Origin of the sequence: Nonomuraea coxensis DSM 45129 (assembly GCF_019397265.1) — a bacterium.
Classification (GTDB): Bacteria; Actinomycetota; Actinomycetes; order Streptosporangiales; family Streptosporangiaceae; genus Nonomuraea; species Nonomuraea coxensis.
Genome location: NZ_CP068985.1, coordinates 6697407 through 6714489, shown reverse-complemented (window position 1 = coordinate 6714489; position 17083 = coordinate 6697407). Strand labels below are relative to the sequence as shown.

The 17083-nt window shown below is 69.9% G+C and carries 14 protein-coding genes; 11 read left to right on the top strand and 3 right to left on the bottom strand.

Going from position 1 to position 17083, the window contains the following annotated elements; translation table 11 throughout:
- Positions 1 to 86: 86 nt before the first annotated feature.
- From nrdR to Nocox_RS31430, 4 genes are all read left to right on the top strand, one after another.
- Positions 87 to 542: a transcriptional regulator NrdR gene (gene nrdR, locus Nocox_RS31445; protein ID WP_020542022.1), complete on the top strand. Its 456-nt coding sequence runs from the start codon at positions 87 to 89 to the stop codon at positions 540 to 542.
- Positions 543 to 601: 59 nt separating this feature from the next.
- Positions 602 to 3379 (top strand): vitamin B12-dependent ribonucleotide reductase, encoded by a 2778-nt coding sequence (locus Nocox_RS31440; RefSeq protein WP_020542021.1) that lies wholly within the window; start codon positions 602 to 604, stop codon positions 3377 to 3379.
- Between the two features lie 755 nt (positions 3380 to 4134).
- Positions 4135 to 4551, top strand: coding sequence for a hypothetical protein (locus Nocox_RS31435; RefSeq protein WP_020542020.1), 417 nt, complete (start codon positions 4135 to 4137; stop codon positions 4549 to 4551).
- Positions 4552 to 4769: 218 nt separating this feature from the next.
- Positions 4770 to 4973: a hypothetical protein gene (locus Nocox_RS31430; RefSeq protein ID WP_020542019.1), complete on the top strand. Its 204-nt coding sequence runs from the start codon at positions 4770 to 4772 to the stop codon at positions 4971 to 4973.
- A gap of 330 nt (positions 4974 to 5303) precedes the next feature.
- On the opposite strand, the gene Nocox_RS31425 is transcribed toward Nocox_RS31430, so the two are convergent.
- Complete coding sequence (locus Nocox_RS31425; RefSeq protein WP_020542018.1) at positions 5304 to 6158, bottom strand: glycerophosphodiester phosphodiesterase; 855 nt, start codon at positions 6156 to 6158, stop codon at positions 5304 to 5306.
- Between the two features lie 214 nt (positions 6159 to 6372).
- On the opposite strand from Nocox_RS31425, the gene Nocox_RS31420 reads away from it, so the two are divergent.
- Genes Nocox_RS31420 through Nocox_RS31400 form a run of 5 tightly spaced genes read left to right on the top strand, consistent with a single transcriptional unit; the run spans position 6373 to position 13817 of the window.
- Entirely contained in the window at positions 6373 to 10083 is a 3711-nt protein-coding gene (locus Nocox_RS31420; RefSeq protein ID WP_020542017.1) for a nitrate reductase subunit alpha, read from the top strand.
- The gene (gene narH / locus Nocox_RS31415) at positions 10083 to 11846 is read left to right on the top strand and encodes a nitrate reductase subunit beta (RefSeq protein WP_020542016.1); all 1764 of its coding nucleotides are present in this window, start codon (positions 10083 to 10085) and stop codon (positions 11844 to 11846) included. The genes Nocox_RS31420 and narH overlap by 1 nt, the downstream gene beginning before the upstream one ends.
- Positions 11846 to 12526 carry a nitrate reductase molybdenum cofactor assembly chaperone gene (gene narJ, locus Nocox_RS31410; protein ID WP_051112496.1) on the top strand — a complete coding sequence of 227 codons (681 nt, stop codon included), beginning with the start codon at positions 11846 to 11848 and terminating at the stop codon, positions 12524 to 12526. The genes narH and narJ overlap by 1 nt, the downstream gene beginning before the upstream one ends.
- Positions 12523 to 13257: a respiratory nitrate reductase subunit gamma gene (narI, locus tag Nocox_RS31405; RefSeq protein WP_020542014.1), complete on the top strand. Its 735-nt coding sequence runs from the start codon at positions 12523 to 12525 to the stop codon at positions 13255 to 13257. Before narJ ends, narI begins: the two co-directional genes overlap by 4 nt.
- On the top strand, positions 13254 to 13817 hold the full coding sequence (locus Nocox_RS31400) for an HPP family protein (RefSeq protein WP_020542013.1): 564 nt from the start codon (positions 13254 to 13256) through the stop codon (positions 13815 to 13817). The genes narI and Nocox_RS31400 overlap by 4 nt, the downstream gene beginning before the upstream one ends.
- Here Nocox_RS31400 and Nocox_RS31395 read toward each other — a convergent pair.
- Both Nocox_RS31395 and Nocox_RS31390 read right to left on the bottom strand, forming a co-directional pair.
- Positions 13781 to 14263, bottom strand: coding sequence for a TIGR03618 family F420-dependent PPOX class oxidoreductase (locus Nocox_RS31395; RefSeq protein WP_020542012.1), 483 nt, complete (start codon positions 14261 to 14263; stop codon positions 13781 to 13783). The genes Nocox_RS31400 and Nocox_RS31395 overlap by 37 nt on opposite strands.
- A gap of 29 nt (positions 14264 to 14292) precedes the next feature.
- Entirely contained in the window at positions 14293 to 14691 is a 399-nt protein-coding gene (locus Nocox_RS31390) for an ester cyclase (RefSeq protein WP_020542011.1), read from the bottom strand.
- A 37-nt stretch (positions 14692 to 14728) separates the two neighbouring features.
- On the opposite strand from Nocox_RS31390, the gene Nocox_RS31385 reads away from it, so the two are divergent.
- Both Nocox_RS31385 and Nocox_RS31380 read left to right on the top strand, forming a co-directional pair.
- On the top strand, positions 14729 to 15940 hold the full coding sequence (locus Nocox_RS31385) for an amidohydrolase (protein WP_026214097.1): 1212 nt from the start codon (positions 14729 to 14731) through the stop codon (positions 15938 to 15940).
- A 58-nt stretch (positions 15941 to 15998) separates the two neighbouring features.
- On the top strand, positions 15999 to 17081 hold the full coding sequence (locus tag Nocox_RS31380; protein WP_020542009.1) for a PrsW family intramembrane metalloprotease: 1083 nt from the start codon (positions 15999 to 16001) through the stop codon (positions 17079 to 17081).
- Positions 17082 to 17083 lie beyond the last annotated feature (2 nt).

Here is a 17083-nt window from a genome sequence, read left to right as displayed (position 1 = left end):
CCATGGTTGTCCATGGGGTGTGCGCGAGCGTCCCGTCACGCCGGTCTGGCGGCGCGTTGTGGTGGCCGGGTCTAGGAGGCGAGCGCGTGCACTGTCCGTTCTGTCGCCACCCTGACACCAGGGTCATCGACAGCCGCTCCACGGACGACGGCGGGGCCATCAGGAGGCGCCGCACCTGTCCGGAATGCGGGCGCCGCTTCACCACCCAGGAGACCGTACTGCTCATGGTGAGCAAACGCAGCGGGGTGACGGAGCCGTTCTCGCGGGACAAGGTCGTCGCGGGCGTGCGACGGGCGTGTCAGGGCAGGCCGGTCAGTGAGGATTCACTGGCTCAGCTCGGGCAGCGGGTGGAGGAGGCCATCAGGGCCAAGGGCGCGGCCGAGATCCCGTCCAACGAGGTGGGCCTGGCCATCCTGGGCCCGCTGCGGGAGCTCGACGAGGTGGCGTACCTGCGGTTCGCATCGGTGTATCGCGGTTTCGAGAGCCTGGCGGACTTCGAGGCCGAGATCAGGCAGTTGAAGGCGGAGAAGGGGGAGTCGTGACGGAGACGGCCAGCGGTTCAGTGACGCGCGGGGGCAAGCGTCCGCGCAAGGGACTGAAGATGAAGCGGATCTTCACCAAGCCCGGCGTGCACCCGTATGACGAGATCCAGTGGGAGCGCCGCGACGTCGTCATGACCAACTGGCGCGACGGCTCGGTGAACTTCGAGCAGCGGGGCGTCGAGTTCCCCGAGTTCTGGTCGGTCAACGCGGCCAACATCGTGACCACCAAGTACTTCCGCGGCGCGGTGGGCACGCCGCAGCGCGAGTGGAGCCTGAAGCAGCTGATCGACCGGGTCGTGGGCGTCTACACCCGTACGGGCATCGAGCACGGCTACTTCGCCGGCGACGAGGACGCCGAGATCTTCGACCACGAGCTGAAGCACGCCCTGGCGCACCAGGTGTTCGCGTTCAACTCGCCGGTGTGGTTCAACGTGGGGACGCAGTCGCCGCAGCAGGTGAGCGCGTGCTTCATCCTCTCCGTGGACGACACGATGGAGTCGATCCTGGAGTGGTACAAGGAAGAAGGCGTGATCTTCAAGGGCGGCTCGGGGTCGGGGGTCAACCTGTCCCGGATCCGCTCGTCCAAGGAGCTGCTGAGCAGCGGCGGCACCGCCAGCGGCCCGGTGAGCTTCATGCGCGGCGCGGACGCCTCCGCGGGCACCATCAAGTCGGGCGGCGCGACCCGCCGGGCGGCCAAGATGGTCGTCCTCGACGTCGACCACCCCGACATCGAGGAGTTCATCGAGACCAAGGCGCGCGAGGAGGACAAGGTCCGCGCGCTGCGCGACGCCGGCTTCGACATGGACCTGGGCGGCAAGGACATCGTCTCCGTCCAGTACCAGAACGCCAACAACTCGGTGCGCGTCTCCGACGAGTTCATGCGCGCCGTGGAGAAGGGCGAGCGGTTCGGCCTGCGCGCCCGCCTCACCGGCGAGGTCATCGAGGAGATCGACGCCAGGGACCTGTTCCAGAAGATGGCGAAGGCCGCCTGGGAGTGCGCCGACCCCGGCGTCCAGTACGACGACACGATCAACGACTGGCACACCACCCCCGAGACCGGCCGCATCACCGCCAGCAACCCGTGCAGCGAGTACGTCCACCTGGACAACTCCTCCTGCAACCTGGCCAGCATCAACCTGCTGAAGTTCCTGAAGGACGACAACACCTTCGACATCGCCGACTTCGTCAAGCTGACCGAGCTGATCATCACGGCGATGGACATCTCGATCTCGTTCGCCGACTTCCCGACCGAGAAGATCGGCGAGACGACGCGGGCCTACCGTCAGCTCGGCATCGGCTACGCCAACCTGGGCGCGCTGCTCATGGCGACCGGCCACGCCTACGACTCCGACGGCGGCCGGGCCGTGGCCGCGGCGATCACGTCCCTGATGACCGGTGTGTCCTACCGGCGCAGCGCCGAGCTGGCCGGGGTCGTCGGCGCGTACGACGGCTACGCCAGGAACGCCGAGCCGCACAAGCGCGTCATGCGCAAGCACGCCGCGGCGAACGACAGCCTGCGCACGGTCGGCACCATGGACGCCAGGATCCACGCCGAGGCGTCCCACCAGTGGTCGGAGTGCCTCAAGCTGGGCGAGAAGAACGGCTACCGCAACGCCCAGGCCAGCCTGCTCGCGCCCACGGGCACGATCGGCCTCATGATGGACTGCGACACGACCGGCATCGAGCCGGACCTGGCGCTGGTCAAGTTCAAGAAGCTCGTCGGCGGCGGCTCCATGCAGATCGTCAACCAGACGATCCCGCGGGCGCTCAAGCTGCTCGGCTACCAGCAGGAGCAGATCGAGGCCATCGTCGAGTACATCGCCGAGCACGGCCACGTCGTCGATGCGCCGGGGCTGCGCAAGGAGCACTACGAGGTGTTCGACTGTGCGATGGGCGAGCGGGCGATCGCTCCCATGGGGCACGTGCGGATGATGGCGGCCACGCAGCCGTTCCTGTCCGGCGCGATCTCCAAGACGGTCAACCTGCCCGAGTCGGCGACGATCGACGACATCGCGCAGGTCTACATGGAGGGCTGGAAGCTCGGGCTGAAGGCGCTGGCCGTCTACCGCGACAACTGCAAGGTCGGCCAGCCGCTCTCGGTCGGCAACGGCGCCAAGAAGGAGGAGCCGGCCGCGGAGACGGCCGAGCCCGAGATCAAGGTCATCGAGGTCAACCGGCCGACCCGCCGGCGCATGCCCAACCAGCGGCCGAGCACCACCACCCGCTTCACGGTGGGCGGCGCCAAGGGCTACATGACCGCCTCGTCCTACCCTGACGACGGGCTCGGCGAGGTGTTCCTCAAGATGTCCAAGCAGGGTTCGACGCTGGCGGGCGTCATGGACGCCTTCTCGGTCGCGATCTCGATAGGGCTGCAGTACGGCGTGCCGCTGGAGACGTACGTCTCGAAGTTCGTCAACATGCGCTTCGAGCCGGCCGGCATGACGGACGACCCGGACATCCGGATGGCCGCGTCCGTCATGGACTACATCTTCCGCCGCCTGGCCCTCGACTACCTCCCGTACGACGAGCGGGCCGCCCTCGGCCTGTTCTCGGCGGCGGAGCGGGCCGCGCAGCAGCGCGGGGAGGACCCGGCGGCGCTGCAGGAGGCGGTGGACCGTGAGGCGCTGGCCCAGTCGGCGCCGATCGAGGAGAAGCAGAAGCCCGGGAAGGCCGCCGCGTCCGAGCGGGAGCCGGCGCCGGGCCAGGAGCTGACGCTGGAGAGCCACCGGCGCTTCGTCGCCGACGCTCCGCTCTGCATGACCTGCGGCACCAAGATGCGCCCGGCGGGCAGCTGCTACGTCTGCGAGGGCTGCGGCTCCACCAGCGGCTGCAGCTGATCAGGAGCCATGTTGTATCAAACGCAACATTCGGCTTGAGCGGCCACTGGCCATAGTGCCTGGCTGCGAGGGGGTTTCGAGAGGTTTCTCGGGACCCCCTCGACTTGTTTCCGCAAGTGGGTGGCTGGCGCAAATGAGGGGTCTATGGCTCAAGCTGCCGATTTGCCCGGTGCTGCGTCGCAGGCTGGAGACTGGTGCCTGCGAGCGATGACCTCGCCGACTACATGGTCCGCCCGTACAGCCATCGGGCGGTGCACACACTCACCAGGGACGTCGCCCCCACCATGCGAGTACTCACGGAGGAACTCGGCGTCGTCGAACGAGTTCCTCCAGAGGCTTCGGTGCAGGCTGTGGCTCGTTCCTTCGAGGATGCCCTGTCGCGGCCCTCGTTGGCACCGCTGTGTAGCGACCATGGCTATCAATGTGAAGACCGAGATCCCCGCCGGTGTCGCGGTGCTCGGCGGCGGTGCGCTTCTCGCCGGACACCCCGGTATCGCGGCAACGACGTCTGCAGCAATTGGCCTTGTCGGCTTGCGCCGCAGTGTCCAGGACAAGCGGGATGCCATCCTCCAGGCCGAACCAATCGACATCCCGAGGGCGAAGAGCGCAGGTTGGGGATATCTGCCTCCCCCTAGTGCCAGGGGCGCGGAGGCGAGAGATACGCGGTCAGCCACCCCCATGGCTAAGTACGTAACGTACTTGACGTACTTAGCCATGGGTGGCATTCTGAAGCGACTCTCGCTGGAGGTGCCGCCATGGCCGTCATTCACTTCGACAGCTACACCGAAGCCCGTACGCATCTCAAGGCCCTGCTGGATGCGGCGGAGCGGGGGCGCGTGGCCACAGTGCGGCGCGAGTCTGCGGTGACGGCCCTCGTGGACGTGGAAAGACTGCGTCACTACCTCGCGACGTGTATTCCTTCTCGTGCGCACGTAGTCCCTGAGGCGGGCGGTTGGTCGATCTTCATCCCGGGGCTACCCGTGGCTGCGGACGGTGCGACCTTCGATCAAGCCGTCGCGGAGATGGTCGAAGCGCTACGCGAGTACGCCGACGACTGGCAGGATCACCTGCTCGACGTTCCTAATCACCGCGAGAACTGGGGGGTCGTGCAGTTGATCAGCCTCAGTGATGATGATCAGTTGCGTGAATGGCTCGTAGGGGCTGTCCGGTGAGTTGGCCGCAGCCCACTCGTGAGCATCATGATTCCTTCTGTCGTATCGAGGGCTGGCGACAGGTAAGGAACGCTCGGGGAGGAACGGGCACTCACCACGTCACGTATGAGCTGGATCTTCCTGACGGCAGGATACTCAGGACCCGGATTTCTCATCCGGTCGATCGCAGCACCTACGGCCCGGGCATCTGGAGTCACATTCTCCGTGATCAGCTCCAGGTGGATGAGGCGACGTTCTGGGCGTGTGTTCAGAACGACGTGCGGCCCGATCGCGGCGTGCCCGAACCGTCGTCGGAAGCTTTGCCCGCCGATCTCGTCTACATGTTGATCTCAAGGGTGGGTCTTGACGAGGTCGCGGTCGCGGCGATGAGTAAGGACGAGGCCATCGTCAGACTGCAGAAGTACTGGATCGACGGCACCTGATCCGAGGGACCGCAGCACGCCCTCTCACCCTCAACGGCCTCGGCGAGCTGCTGGTCTGCGAGAGCGGCAACAGCCCGAGCCGCCTCGCCGACCGGCTGGTCACGGTCGGTCTGATCCGGAGGGACGTGCCCCCGTACGACCGCCGCGCCGTCGAGCTGTCCCTGACCGAGGAGGGGCCCGGCTGGGGCAGCGGATCGCGGAAATCGAGGAGGAGCTCTACCGATCCATCGGCGCCGCCGACGGGCGTGACCTGGAGCCGGTCCTCGGCTTCCTGCGCGCCTTCGTCGGCGACCTGCCCGCGGGACAGGCGCTCGCCCGCCCCTGATCAGGTCAGGAGTCCAGGAGTTCGCGGAGCACGTCGGGGCGGTTGGTGATGATGCCGTCCACGCCGTGGTCCAGCATGCGGCGCATCGCGCTCGGGCTGTCCACGGTCCAGGCGAGCGTGCGCATGCCGAGGGCGTGGACGCGCTCGACGTACGCGGCCGTGAGCGTGGTGTACGACGGGTTGACGAGGTCGGCGAACGTCGCGAGCCGCGGCAGTTCGGCGGCCGGCGGCGTGCCGAGGAGCCCGATCGGCACGTGCGGCAGGTGGCCGTGGAGGGTCCGCATGGACCGCCAGTCGAACGACTGCACGACCAGCAGGCCCGGCGCCTGCCAGGCGGGGTGGCGGCGGAGCTCGTCGGCGATGCGTCGCTCGATGCCCGGGTAGAGCTCCGGCGCCTTGACCTCCAGGAGGAGGCCCATGCCGGTGCCGGCCATGGCGTCGAGGGCGTCGCCGAGCGTGGGCACCGGCTCGCCGGCGTACCGCGGCCCGGCCCAGGAGCCGGCGTCGAGGCGGCGGATCTGGGCGAGCGTCAGGTCGCCGACCCGCCACGGCGACAGGCCGGGGTAGACGTCCTCCACGTCGGTGGTGCGGGACAGGGTGGTGTCGTGCATCAGGACCAGTTCGTGGTCCTTGGTCTCCTGGACGTCGAGTTCGAACAGGTCCGCGCCCAGGCGGGCGGCCAGCTGGAAGGCGGCGACGGTGTTCTCGGGGGCGTACGCGGACGCGCCCCGGTGCGCGACGTCGACGGGCCGCGTGGTGGCCGAGGCCCAGGTCCGGGCTTCGGCGCCGGGGGCGAGCGTGCCGAGGCCGAGCGCGATCCCGAGGGTGAGCGCGAGGGTGAGGGTGAGGTGTCGGGGCATGGGTCTCCTCTGTCGGGGAGAGGGCCTGTGCACCGACGGTGACAAACGTGGGTGACTACGGGTCGAGTGCAGAGTAGACCAGAGATGCCCAGGTGGTGAGCATCCGACACGCCGATGAGCAGATGAGGCGGGCGGACTCTGCGCAATCGAGTCGTTACTCTTCGCATAACGTTTTCATCGGTTGCTCTCGGTCACCGTTGGTAGATAACACGACATGGTCAATGAGCGAACGGCCGAGGAACCCAAGGAGGGGGCCGGGACGGCCCTCCTGCGGATCGGAGACTTCTTCAGCCGGGGCACTTACTCCGATGACCTGAGGGACGTGTCCTACCGTGGCGGGCGGGCGGGCGAGATCTTCTACCGCGACCGCTGGGCGCACGACAAGATCGTCCGGTCCACCCACGGGGTGAACTGCACGGGCTCCTGCTCGTGGAAGGTCTACGTCAAGGACGGGATCATCACCTGGGAGACCCAGGAGACCGACTATCCGACGGCCGGCCCCGACCGCCCCGAGTACGAGCCCCGCGGCTGCCCGCGCGGAGCGGCGTTCTCCTGGTACACCTACCACCCGACCCGGGTGCGTTACCCGTACGCGCGGGGCGTCCTCGTGGAGATGTACCGCGAGGCCCGCAGGCGGCTCGGCGACCCGGTCCTGGCCTGGGCGGACGTCGTGGGCGACCCGGAGCGGCGGCGCCGCTACCAGCAGGCGCGCGGCAAGGGCGGGCTGGTGCGCACCACCTGGGACGAGGCGCTGGAGATGATCGCCGCGGCCCACGTGCACACCATCAAGGAGCACGGTCCCGACCGGATCGTGGGGTTCACCCCGATCCCTGGACAGTCGATGCTGTCCCACGCGATCGGGACCCGGTTCCTGTCGCTGATCGGCGGCCAGGCGCTGTCGTTCTACGACTGGTACGCCGACCTGCCGGTCGCCTCCCCGCAGGTCTTCGGCGACCAGACCGACGTGCCGGTGTCCGGCGACTGGTGGGACGCGGCCTACCTGATGATGTGGGGCTCCAACGTCCCCGTCACCCGCACGCCGGACGCGCACTGGATGGTCGAGGCCCGCTACAACGGCCAGAAGGTGGTCGTGGTCTCTCCCGATTACGCCGACAACAGCAAGTTCGCCGACGACTGGCTGCATCCCCATCCCGGCACCGACGGCGCGCTGGCCCACGCGATGGGCCAGGTGATCCTGCGCGAGTGCTTCGTCGAGCGGCAGGTGCCGTACTTCCTCGACTACGTACGCCGTTTCACCGACATGCCGTTCCTCGTCCGGCTGGAGGAGAAGGACGGCGCGTACGTCCCGGGCCGGTTCCTGCGCGCGACCGACCTCGGCGGGGCGCACGCCGCGGCCGAGCACGCCGAGTGGCGCACGGCGCTGCTGGACGAGGTCACCGGCGACGTGGTCGTCCCCTCGGGCTCCGTCGCCGACCGCTGGTCGCACGAGGACGGACGCTGGAACCTCGACCTCGGTGGCGTCGTGCCCCGGCTCACCCTGCACGGCCTGCCCGGCGCCGTGGGCGCCGAGGTGCTGCTGCCCCGCTTCGACACCGCCGACGGATCGGGGGCGGTGCTCCGGCGCGGCGTCCCCGCCAGGCGGCTGACGCCCGGGGGCCCGCTGGTCACCACCGTGTACGACCTGATGCTGGCCCGCTACGGCGTCGGCCGCGACGGCCTGCCCGGCGACTGGCCGACCGGCTACGACGACGCGGCCTCCCCGGGCACCCCGGCCTGGCAGGAGTCGATCACCTCGGTGCCGGCCGCCGCGGCGATCAGGACCGCCCGCGAGTTCGCCACGACCGCCGAGAGCACCAACGGCCGCTGCATGATCCTCATGGGGGCCGGCACCAACCACTGGTTCCATTCGGAGACCACGTACCGCAACTTCATCACGCTGCTGCTGATCACCGGCTGCATCGGACGCAACGGCGGCGGCTGGGCCCACTACGTCGGCCAGGAGAAGTGCCGCCCGCTCACCGGCTGGACCACGCTGGCCACGGCGAACGACTGGAAGCGGCCGAGCCGGCAGATGATCGGCACCGGCTTCTACTTCCTCAACACCGACCAGTGGCGCTACGACCACTTCCGCGCCGACGCCCTGGCCTCGCCGCTCGGCAAGGGGCACTTCGCGGGGATGACGGCGGTCGACATCCTGGCCCAGTCGGCCAGGCTCGGCTGGATGCCCTCCTACCCGACCTTCGACCGCAACCCGCTGGACCTGGCCGACGAGGCCCGCGCCTCCGGCCGGGACCCGGGCGAGCACGTCGCGGGGGAGCTGGCGGCGGGCCGGCTGAAGTTCTGCGCCGAGGACCCGGACCATCCGGACAACTGGCCACGCATCCTCATCGCGTGGCGAGCCAACCTGCTGGGCTCGTCCGCGAAGGGCGCCGAGTACTTCCAGCGCCACCTGCTGGGCACGCACAGCAACCTGCGGGCCACCGAGGCGCCCGAGGACGTCCGGCCGCGCGACGTGCGCTGGCGCGACCCGGCCCCCGAAGGCAAGCTCGACCTGCTGCTCTCGCTGGACTTCCGGATGACGTCCACGACCCTGCTGTCCGACATCGTGCTGCCGGCCGCGACCTGGTACGAGAAACACGATCTGAACTCGACCGACATGCACCCGTACGTGCACTCGTTCAACCCGGCGGTGGAGCCGCCCTGGCAGGCCCGCACCGACTTCGAGATCTTCAACGACATCGCCGACGTCGTGTCCGAGCTGGCCGGCCGCCATCTGGGCACCCGGCACGACCTGGTGGCCACGCCCTTCCAGCACGACACGCCCGGCGAACTGGGCAACCCCACGGGGGTCGCGCAGGACTGGCGGGCCGACGGTTCGACCCCGGTCCCCGGCCGGACCATGCCGAGCGTGACCATCGTCGAGCGGGACTACACGGCGATCTCCGCCCAGATGCGCACCCTCGGCCCGCTCGCCGCGTCCAAGGGCGTGCCCTGCAAGGGCGTCACCTACCAGGTGGACCACGAGATCAGGCAGCTCGGCCTGGCGAACGGCGTCGCGCGCGGCGGCCCCGCCGACGGCCTGCCGCTGATCGACACCGGCAAGAAGGCGTGCGAGGCGATCCTGGCGCTGTCCGGGTCGACCAACGGGCGGCTCTCCGACCAGGGGTTCCACACCCTGGCCAGGAAGGTGGGCGGCAGCGGCGGGCTGGCCGGGCTCGCCGCCGCCGACGCCGGCCTTCGCATCAACTACGCCGCCACCCAGGCGCATCCGCAGACCACCATCACCAGCCCCGAGTGGGCGGGCATCGAGACCGCGGAACGCCAGTACAGCGCCTTCACCATCAACACCGAGCACGGCAAGCCGTGGCACACCCTGACCGGCCGGATGCACTTCTTCCTCGACCACGACTGGATCGCCGAGCTCGGCGAGAACCTGCCGACGTACCGGCCGCCGCTGAACATGCACCGGCTGTTCGGGGAGCCCGTCCTCGGCCCGGACGGCGCGCGGGAGGTGACCGTGCGCTACCTCACCCCGCACAACAAGTGGTCCATCCACTCGGAGTACCAGGACAACCTCATCATGCTGTCGCTGTCGCGGGGCGGTCAGGTCATCTGGATCAGCCCGCAGGACGCCGAGGCGATCGGCGTCGCCGACAACGACTGGATCGAGGCGGTCAACCGCAACGGCGTCGTGGTCGCCCGGGCCATCGTGTCCTACCGGATGCCGGCCGGCACGGTCTACATGCACCACGCCCAGGACCGCGTCATCGCCGTCCCGAAGAGCGAGACCACCGGACGGCGGGGCGGCATCCACAACTCGCTGACCCGGGTGCTCGTCAAACCCACCCATTTCATCGGCGGGTACGCCCAGCTCTCCTTCTTCCCCAACTACATGGGCCCGGTCGGCACCCAGCGTGACGAGGTCACGGTGATCCGGCGGCGGGCACAGAAGGTCGAGTACTGATGCGCGTCATGGCCCAGATCTGCATGGTGATGAACCTCGACAAGTGCATCGGGTGCCACACCTGCTCGGTCACCTGCAAGCAGACGTGGACGAGCCGCCCCGGCGTCGAGTACGTGTGGTTCAACAACGTGGAGACGCGCCCCGGGCAGGGCTACCCGCGCCGCTACGAGGACCAGGAACGCTGGCGCGGCGGCTGGAAGCTGACCGCGCGGGGCCGGCTCGTCCCCAAGGCGGGCGGCCGGGCGCGGCGGCTGGCGAGCATCTTCGCCAACCCGCTGCTGCCCAACATCCGCGACTACTACGAGCCGTGGACCTACGACTACAACGCCCTGTTCGACACCCCCGCCGGTGACGACTTCCCGGTGGCGGCGCCGCGCTCGCTCATCAGCGGCGAGAAGATGGACACCATCACCTGGTCGGCGAACTGGGACGACAACCTGGGCGGCATGCCGGAGCACGAGGCCGAAGACGTCGTCCTGCAGCGGATCCAGGACAAGGTGCGCATGGAGCTGGAACAGACCTTCATGTTCTACCTGCCGCGCATCTGCGAGCACTGCATCAACCCGTCGTGCGTGGCGTCCTGCCCGTCCGGCGCGCTCTACAAGCGCCTGGAGGACGGGATCGTGCTGGTCGACCAGGACCGCTGCCGCGGCTGGCGGATGTGCGTCACGGGCTGCCCGTACAAGAAGATGTACTTCAACCACCGCACCGGCAAGGCCGAGAAGTGCACCTTCTGCTTCCCGCGCATCGAGGTCGGCCAGCCCACCGTCTGCTCCGAGACGTGCGTCGGCCGGCTGCGCTACATCGGCGTGCTGCTCTACGACGCCGACCGGGCGCCGGCCGCCGCGGCCACCCCGCGCGAGCAGGACCTCTACCCGGCGCAGCTCGACCTGTTCCTCGACCCGCACGACCCGGACGTCCGGCGCGCGGCCGAGGCGGCGGGCATCCCGCACGACTGGATCCAGGCGGCCCGCCGCTCGCCCGTCTACGACCTCATCGCCACCTACGGCGTGGCGCTGCCGCTGCATCCGGAGTACCGCACGCTGCCGATGGTCTGGTACGTGCCCCCGCTGTCGCCCGTGGTCGAGGCGATCACCGCCTCGGGCCACGACGGCGAGGACCACCGGAACCTGTTCGGCGCCATCGACACGCTCCGCATCCCGGTCTCCTACCTGGCCGAGCTCTTCACGGCGGGCGACCCGGCCCCCGTCGAGCTGGCGCTGCGGCGGCTGGCCGCGATGCGCTCCCACCGGCGGCGGATCAACCTGGGCGAGCCGGTGGACCCGGAGATCGCCGCCTCGGTCGGGTTCGACGTCGAGAAGCTGGACAGCATGTTCCGGCTGCTCTCCCTGGCGAAGTACGAGGAACGCTACGTCATCCCGACCGCCGCGGCCGGGGACGTACGAAACCTGGAGGAGACCGCGCTGAGCGGATGCAGCCTCGACTACGAGGGCGGCCCGGGGATGGGCGGCACCGAGTCGTCGGGGCCGTTCGGCGAGGCGTCGGGCCGGCCGGCGCCCCTGTCCGTGGAGACCTTCCACGGCCTGCGCGAACGCCAGACCTCGGAGGAGGCCGCCGAGACCGGCGGCCACCGGGGCCGGATCAACCTGCTCAACTGGGACGGCCGCGGCCTTCCCGAAGGGCTGTTCCCGTACCGGTCGAAGGGCGGCGACGGGCACCGGGGCGGCCGGGTGGACAAGGGCGAGGGGCTGGGCGCAGAACCGGGCGAGATCAGCGAGCGACGCGAGCGCGGGGAGTCGTGATGAAGGCACCGTGGACCTCGCGGCGATCCTCGTTGTCCGCCGACGGCGTGGCCGTGGTGCGCCGGGCGGCCGGGCTGTGCCTGCGCTACCCCGACCGGACCCTGTTCGACCGGCTGCCGCTGATCAGGGCCGCGCTCGCCGAGACCGGCGCGCACCCGCCGGCGGCGGCCGTCGCCGCGTTCGCCGAGCACCTGGCGGGCCAGGAGCCGCTGCAGGCGGAGGAGCACTACGTGGCGGTCTTCGACCTGCGCAACCGCCGCTCGCTGTACCTGACCTGGTGGACCGACGGCGACACCCGCCGCCGGGGGTTCTCCCTCGCCGCGATCAAGGAGCGCTACCGGGCGCACGGCCTGACGCCGCCGGGCAGCGACGAACTGCCCGACTACCTGCCCGTCGTCCTCGAGTACGCGACCCTGGAGCGCGAGGACGGCACGAAGCTGCTCCAGGAACACCGGGCCGGGCTCGAACTGCTGAAGTTCGCCCTGGTCAAAGCCGCCACGCCGTACGCGGGCCTGCTCGAAGCGGTGTGCGGCACGCTGCCCGGGGCCTCTCCGCGCACCCCCGAGGAGGCCGCCAGGATGGCCCGCCGCCCGCTCGGCGGCGGTCCCGAACTGGTCGGGCTGGGCGCCGTCGGACTCCCCTCGCCGCATCCCGTCACCACCACCGGGGGTCTCCAGTGATCTCGCCCATCGACGTCTTCCTGTGGGGCGCGTTCCCCTACATCGCCGTGGCGATCCTCGTCACCGGCCTCATCTGGCGCTACCGCTACGACAAGTTCGGCTGGACGACCCGCTCGTCGGAGCTGTACGAGTCGCGGATGCTGCGGTGGGGCAGCCCGATGTTCCACGTCGGCCTGCTCATCGTGCTGATGGGCCACCTCCTCGGCCTGTTCATCCCGGCGAGCTGGACCGCCGCGCTGGGGGTCAGCGAGACGGTCTACAGCTTCATGGCGCTCTCGCTCGGCATCGCCGCCGGCGTGCTCACCTACGCCGGCATCGCCCTGCTCGTCTGGCGGCGGCGCACCACCGGGCCCGTCTTCCTGGCCACGACCGTCAACGACAAGATCATGTACATCTTCCTGGTCGCGGCGCTGACGCTCGGGCTGGCCACGACGCTGATCAACACCTCGACGCTGCACTACAACTACCGCATCGACGTCTCGCCCTGGGTGCGCAGCCTCTTCGTGTTCCAGCCCGAGGTGGCGCTCATGGCCCGCACGCCGGTCGAGTACCGGATCCACGCGATCTCCGGGCTGCTGCTGTTCGCGATCGTGCCGTTCACCCGGCTGGTCCACGCCTTCGCCGCGCCCGTGCAGTACCTGTTCAGGCCGTACATCGTCTACCGCGCCCGCGACCCGCGCAACATCGGCACCGCCGCGCTCCGGCCGGGATGGAAGCGGAGCGACGTATGACCCGGGGGGCGAAGCCCTACTACCTGGAGTCGCTGGAGGACCGGTATCCCAGGTGGGCGGTGCGTTCGCTCTACACGGGCGTCAACAGCTTCGTCTCGATCTTCCTCATGGCGATCATCGCCTACAACACCGACGCCCCGTTCGTCTTCCCGTCGCTGGGGCCCACGGCCTTCCTGCTCTTCCACACGCCGCTCGCGGCCGCCTCCTCGCCGCACAACGCCCTGGTCGGCCACCTCATAGGCGTCCTGGCCGGCTGGTTCTCGCTGGCGGTGACCGGCCTGCTCGCCGTGCCGCCCGACCTGGAGAAGATCGACTGGCAGCGGATCCTGGCCTGCGCCATCGCGCTCGGCCTGACCTGCGGGCTGATGCCGGTCTTCCAGGCCTCGCATCCGCCGGCCGGCGCGACCACCCTGATCGTCTCGCTGGGCCTGATCCGGACCCCGGAACACCTGCTGATCATGATGGCCGCGGTGCTCGTCATCGTCCTGCAGGGCTTCGTCATCAACCGGCTGGCCGGGCTGCCCTACCCGATCTGGCGCAAGCCGAGCGCCGTGCCGTAGAGGCGGGCCGCCCTGATCCTGATCACCAGCCGCCGGTCGGCGACCATCCGGCGCAGGAACGCCCCCTCGTCCGCCGGATCGGTCAGCCCCGCCTGCATGGCGAGCAGTTCCCTGCCCACCTCGTCCCCGGGCTCGCTGGTCACCGGTGACAGCTCCGCCGAGCCCTCGGCCACGGCGTACGCGCCGAAGTCGGTGCTGGCGACGTACAGCGCGCAGCGCGGGTCCCGGTGGAGCCGGCGCACCTTCGCGCGGTCGGCGAGGGTCGGGATGCGCACGACGCGCTGGTCGGCGTCCCAGCGGTAGAGCACGGTGGACAGGAGGGGGCGGCCGTTCTCCTCGCCGGTGGCCAGCGCGCCGAAGCGTTGCCGGCCGAGCAGCGCGGAGAGCTCGTCGTCGGCGAGCGCGCGGAACGCCTGGTCCGCGTCCGGCGCGTACTGCTCCGACACCTGCCACCCCCGTCCGCATTGCCCAGATATCACCCTATCCCTAGCTGCCGGTTCAACGTCTGGACATCGGAGATCACCCAGTATTCGGCGAACCTGCCGTTCTCGGCCCGGAGGAGGTCGTGGCCGCTGAAGGCGACCCGGGTGCCCGGCTCGGCGGTCGCTCCGGGCAGGCCGCCCCGGTACGTGCCGGCGAACGTCCACCGCGCGGCGACCTGGTCCCCGTCCACGAGCGGCCCCACGTCGAGGGTGACGGAGACGTCCTCGAACGGCGCGTGCCCCTGCCGCAGCGCCTCGGCCAGCCCGTCGGGGCCGTGGACGTCCATGCCGGGCCAGTGCCCGGTGAAGCCGGGGGTGACCAGGTCGTGGGCGAGCGCGAAGTCGCCGTTCCACAGGTCGAGCAGCCATCGTCGGTACAGTTCAGCGATCATGTGGGCCCCCTACCCGCATACCGATAAGTTACGAATCGTGAACCTTGCTATTACCAGCGGATATGTCGTACCTGTCGATGGCGATCCTATCGACGGCGGCACCGTCCTCATCAAGAACGGGAAGATCGCCGAAGTCGGCGCGGACGTCCGGATCCCCGAAGGCTGCGCGATCGTGGACGCCGCGGGCGCGTGGGTGCTGCCCGGGTTCGTCGAGGCCCACGGACACCTCGGCGTGCACGAGGAGGCCGAGGGGTGGGCCGGCAGCGACACCAACGAGATGACCGACCCCAACGGCGCCCGGCTGCGCGCGCTCGACGCGATCAACCCCGCTGACCTGGCCTTCGCCGACGCCCTGTCCGGCGGCGTCACCACCGCGGTGATCAAGCCGGGCTCCGGCAACCCGATCGGCGGCCAGACCGTCGCCGTCAAGTGCTGGGGCAGGTCCGTCGACGAGATGCTGGTCAAGGAGCCGGCGAGCGTCAAGAGCGCGCTCGGCGAGAACCCCAAGCGCGTCTACGGCGACCAGAAGAAGCTGCCCTCCACCCGGCAGGGCGTCGCCGCGGTGATCCGCGACGCGTTCATGAAGGCCCAGGACTACAGGGCGAGGAAGGACGCGGCGGCCCGCGAGGACAAGCCGTTCGACCGCGACGGCACGATGGAGGTCCTCGTCCGCGTGCTCGACGGCGAGCTGCCCTGGTGCCAGCACACCCACCGGGCCGACGACATCGCCACCGCGCTGCGCCTGGCCGACGAGTTCGGCTACCGGCTGATCATCAACCACGGCACCGAGGGGCACCTGCTGGCCGACGTCCTGGCCGAGCGGAACGTGCCGGTGATCATCGGGCCGCTGTTCACCAGCCGTTCGAAGGTCGAGCTGCGTCAGCGCTCGCTGCGCAACCCCGGCGTGCTCGCGCGGGCCGGCGTCGAGCTCGCGATCACCACCGACCATCCCGTGGTGCCGATCCACTTCCTCGTCCACCAGGCCACCCTGGCGGTCAAGGAAGGGCTCGACGCGGCCGAGGCGCTGCGCTCGATCACCGTCAACCCGGCCCGCATCATGGGCCTCGCCGACCGGGTCGGTGCGCTGCGCCCCGGGCTCGACGGTGACGTGGTGATCTGGTCCGGCGACCCCCTGGACGTGATGAGCCGGGCGCTGAGGGTGTTCATCTCGGGCCGGGAGGTGTATTCGTACACGGAGGGTGAGGCGACGGTGGCGGACCCGTACTACCGGGAATCAAGCGGCCGTTAAGCGCTTGTCGATGGGCGGAGCGCATAGTGGGCGGACCGATGGGAAGAGAGGCACCACCATGACAGCACCGACGCTCGCCCAGCGCCCCAGCAAAGCCCTGCTGATCGGACTGGTCGTCTCGGGGCTCCTCGCGCTCGTCACGCTGGCGGTCATGCTGGTCGCGGGCGGTCCCGTCGGGTTCGGGCTGTCCATGCTGCTCGCGCTCGCGCCCCTGCCGGTGCTGCTCGCCGCGGTGCTCTCCCTCGACCGGCTGGAACCGGAGCCGAAGCTGCACCTCGCCTTCGCGTTCGCGTGGGGCGCGGGGGTGGCGATCGTCCTCGGCATCGCCCTGACCTTCCTCGGCCAGGAGTGGGTGCGGACCGGTTACGGCAACGCGGTCGCGGAGAGCGTCGGCACCGTCTACCTCGCCCCCGTGATCGAGGAGGCGCTCAAGGGCGCCGCCCTGCTGCTGCTCCTGCGCCGCCGCCAGGAGATCGACGGCCTGACCGACGGCATCGTGTACGCCTCCATGACCGGCCTCGGCTTCGCCGCCGTGGAGAACGTCGGCTACTACCTGCTCGCGTTCGGCGCGGACGGGCCGGGCGCGGCGATCCAGCTCTTCGTGGTGCGAGGGCTGATCGACCCGCTCGGCCACCCGATCTACACCTCGCTGATCGGCCTCGGCGTCGCCTACGCGATCACCCGCCGCACGACCTTCAGGTACGCCATGATCCCGCTGGGCTACCTCGGCGCGGTCTTCCTGCACGCCCTGTGGAACGGCGCCGCCAGCACGGGCTCGCTCGCCTGGCTGGGCGGCGCCTACCTGGTGATCATGGCGACGCTCGTCACGCTGGTCGTCGTGACCGTGAACGAGCGCCGCCACCTCGTCGCCAAGATGGCCCTCTACCTGCCGATCTACCAGGACACCGGGCTGATCTCCGACGCCGACGTCCGCATGCTCACCACGCTCCCGGCGCGCAAGGCGGCCCGCAAGTGGGCCAGGCGGATGGGCCTCGGCCGGGCCATGGGCGACTACCAGCAGGCCGCGACCGAGCTGACCATGCTCCACCTGCGGGCCGAGCGGAGAGAGCTGGACCCGCTCAGGTTCCAGGTGGAGCGGGACGCCTACCTGGGGGTCATGGCCCAGGCGCGGCGCTGGTGATC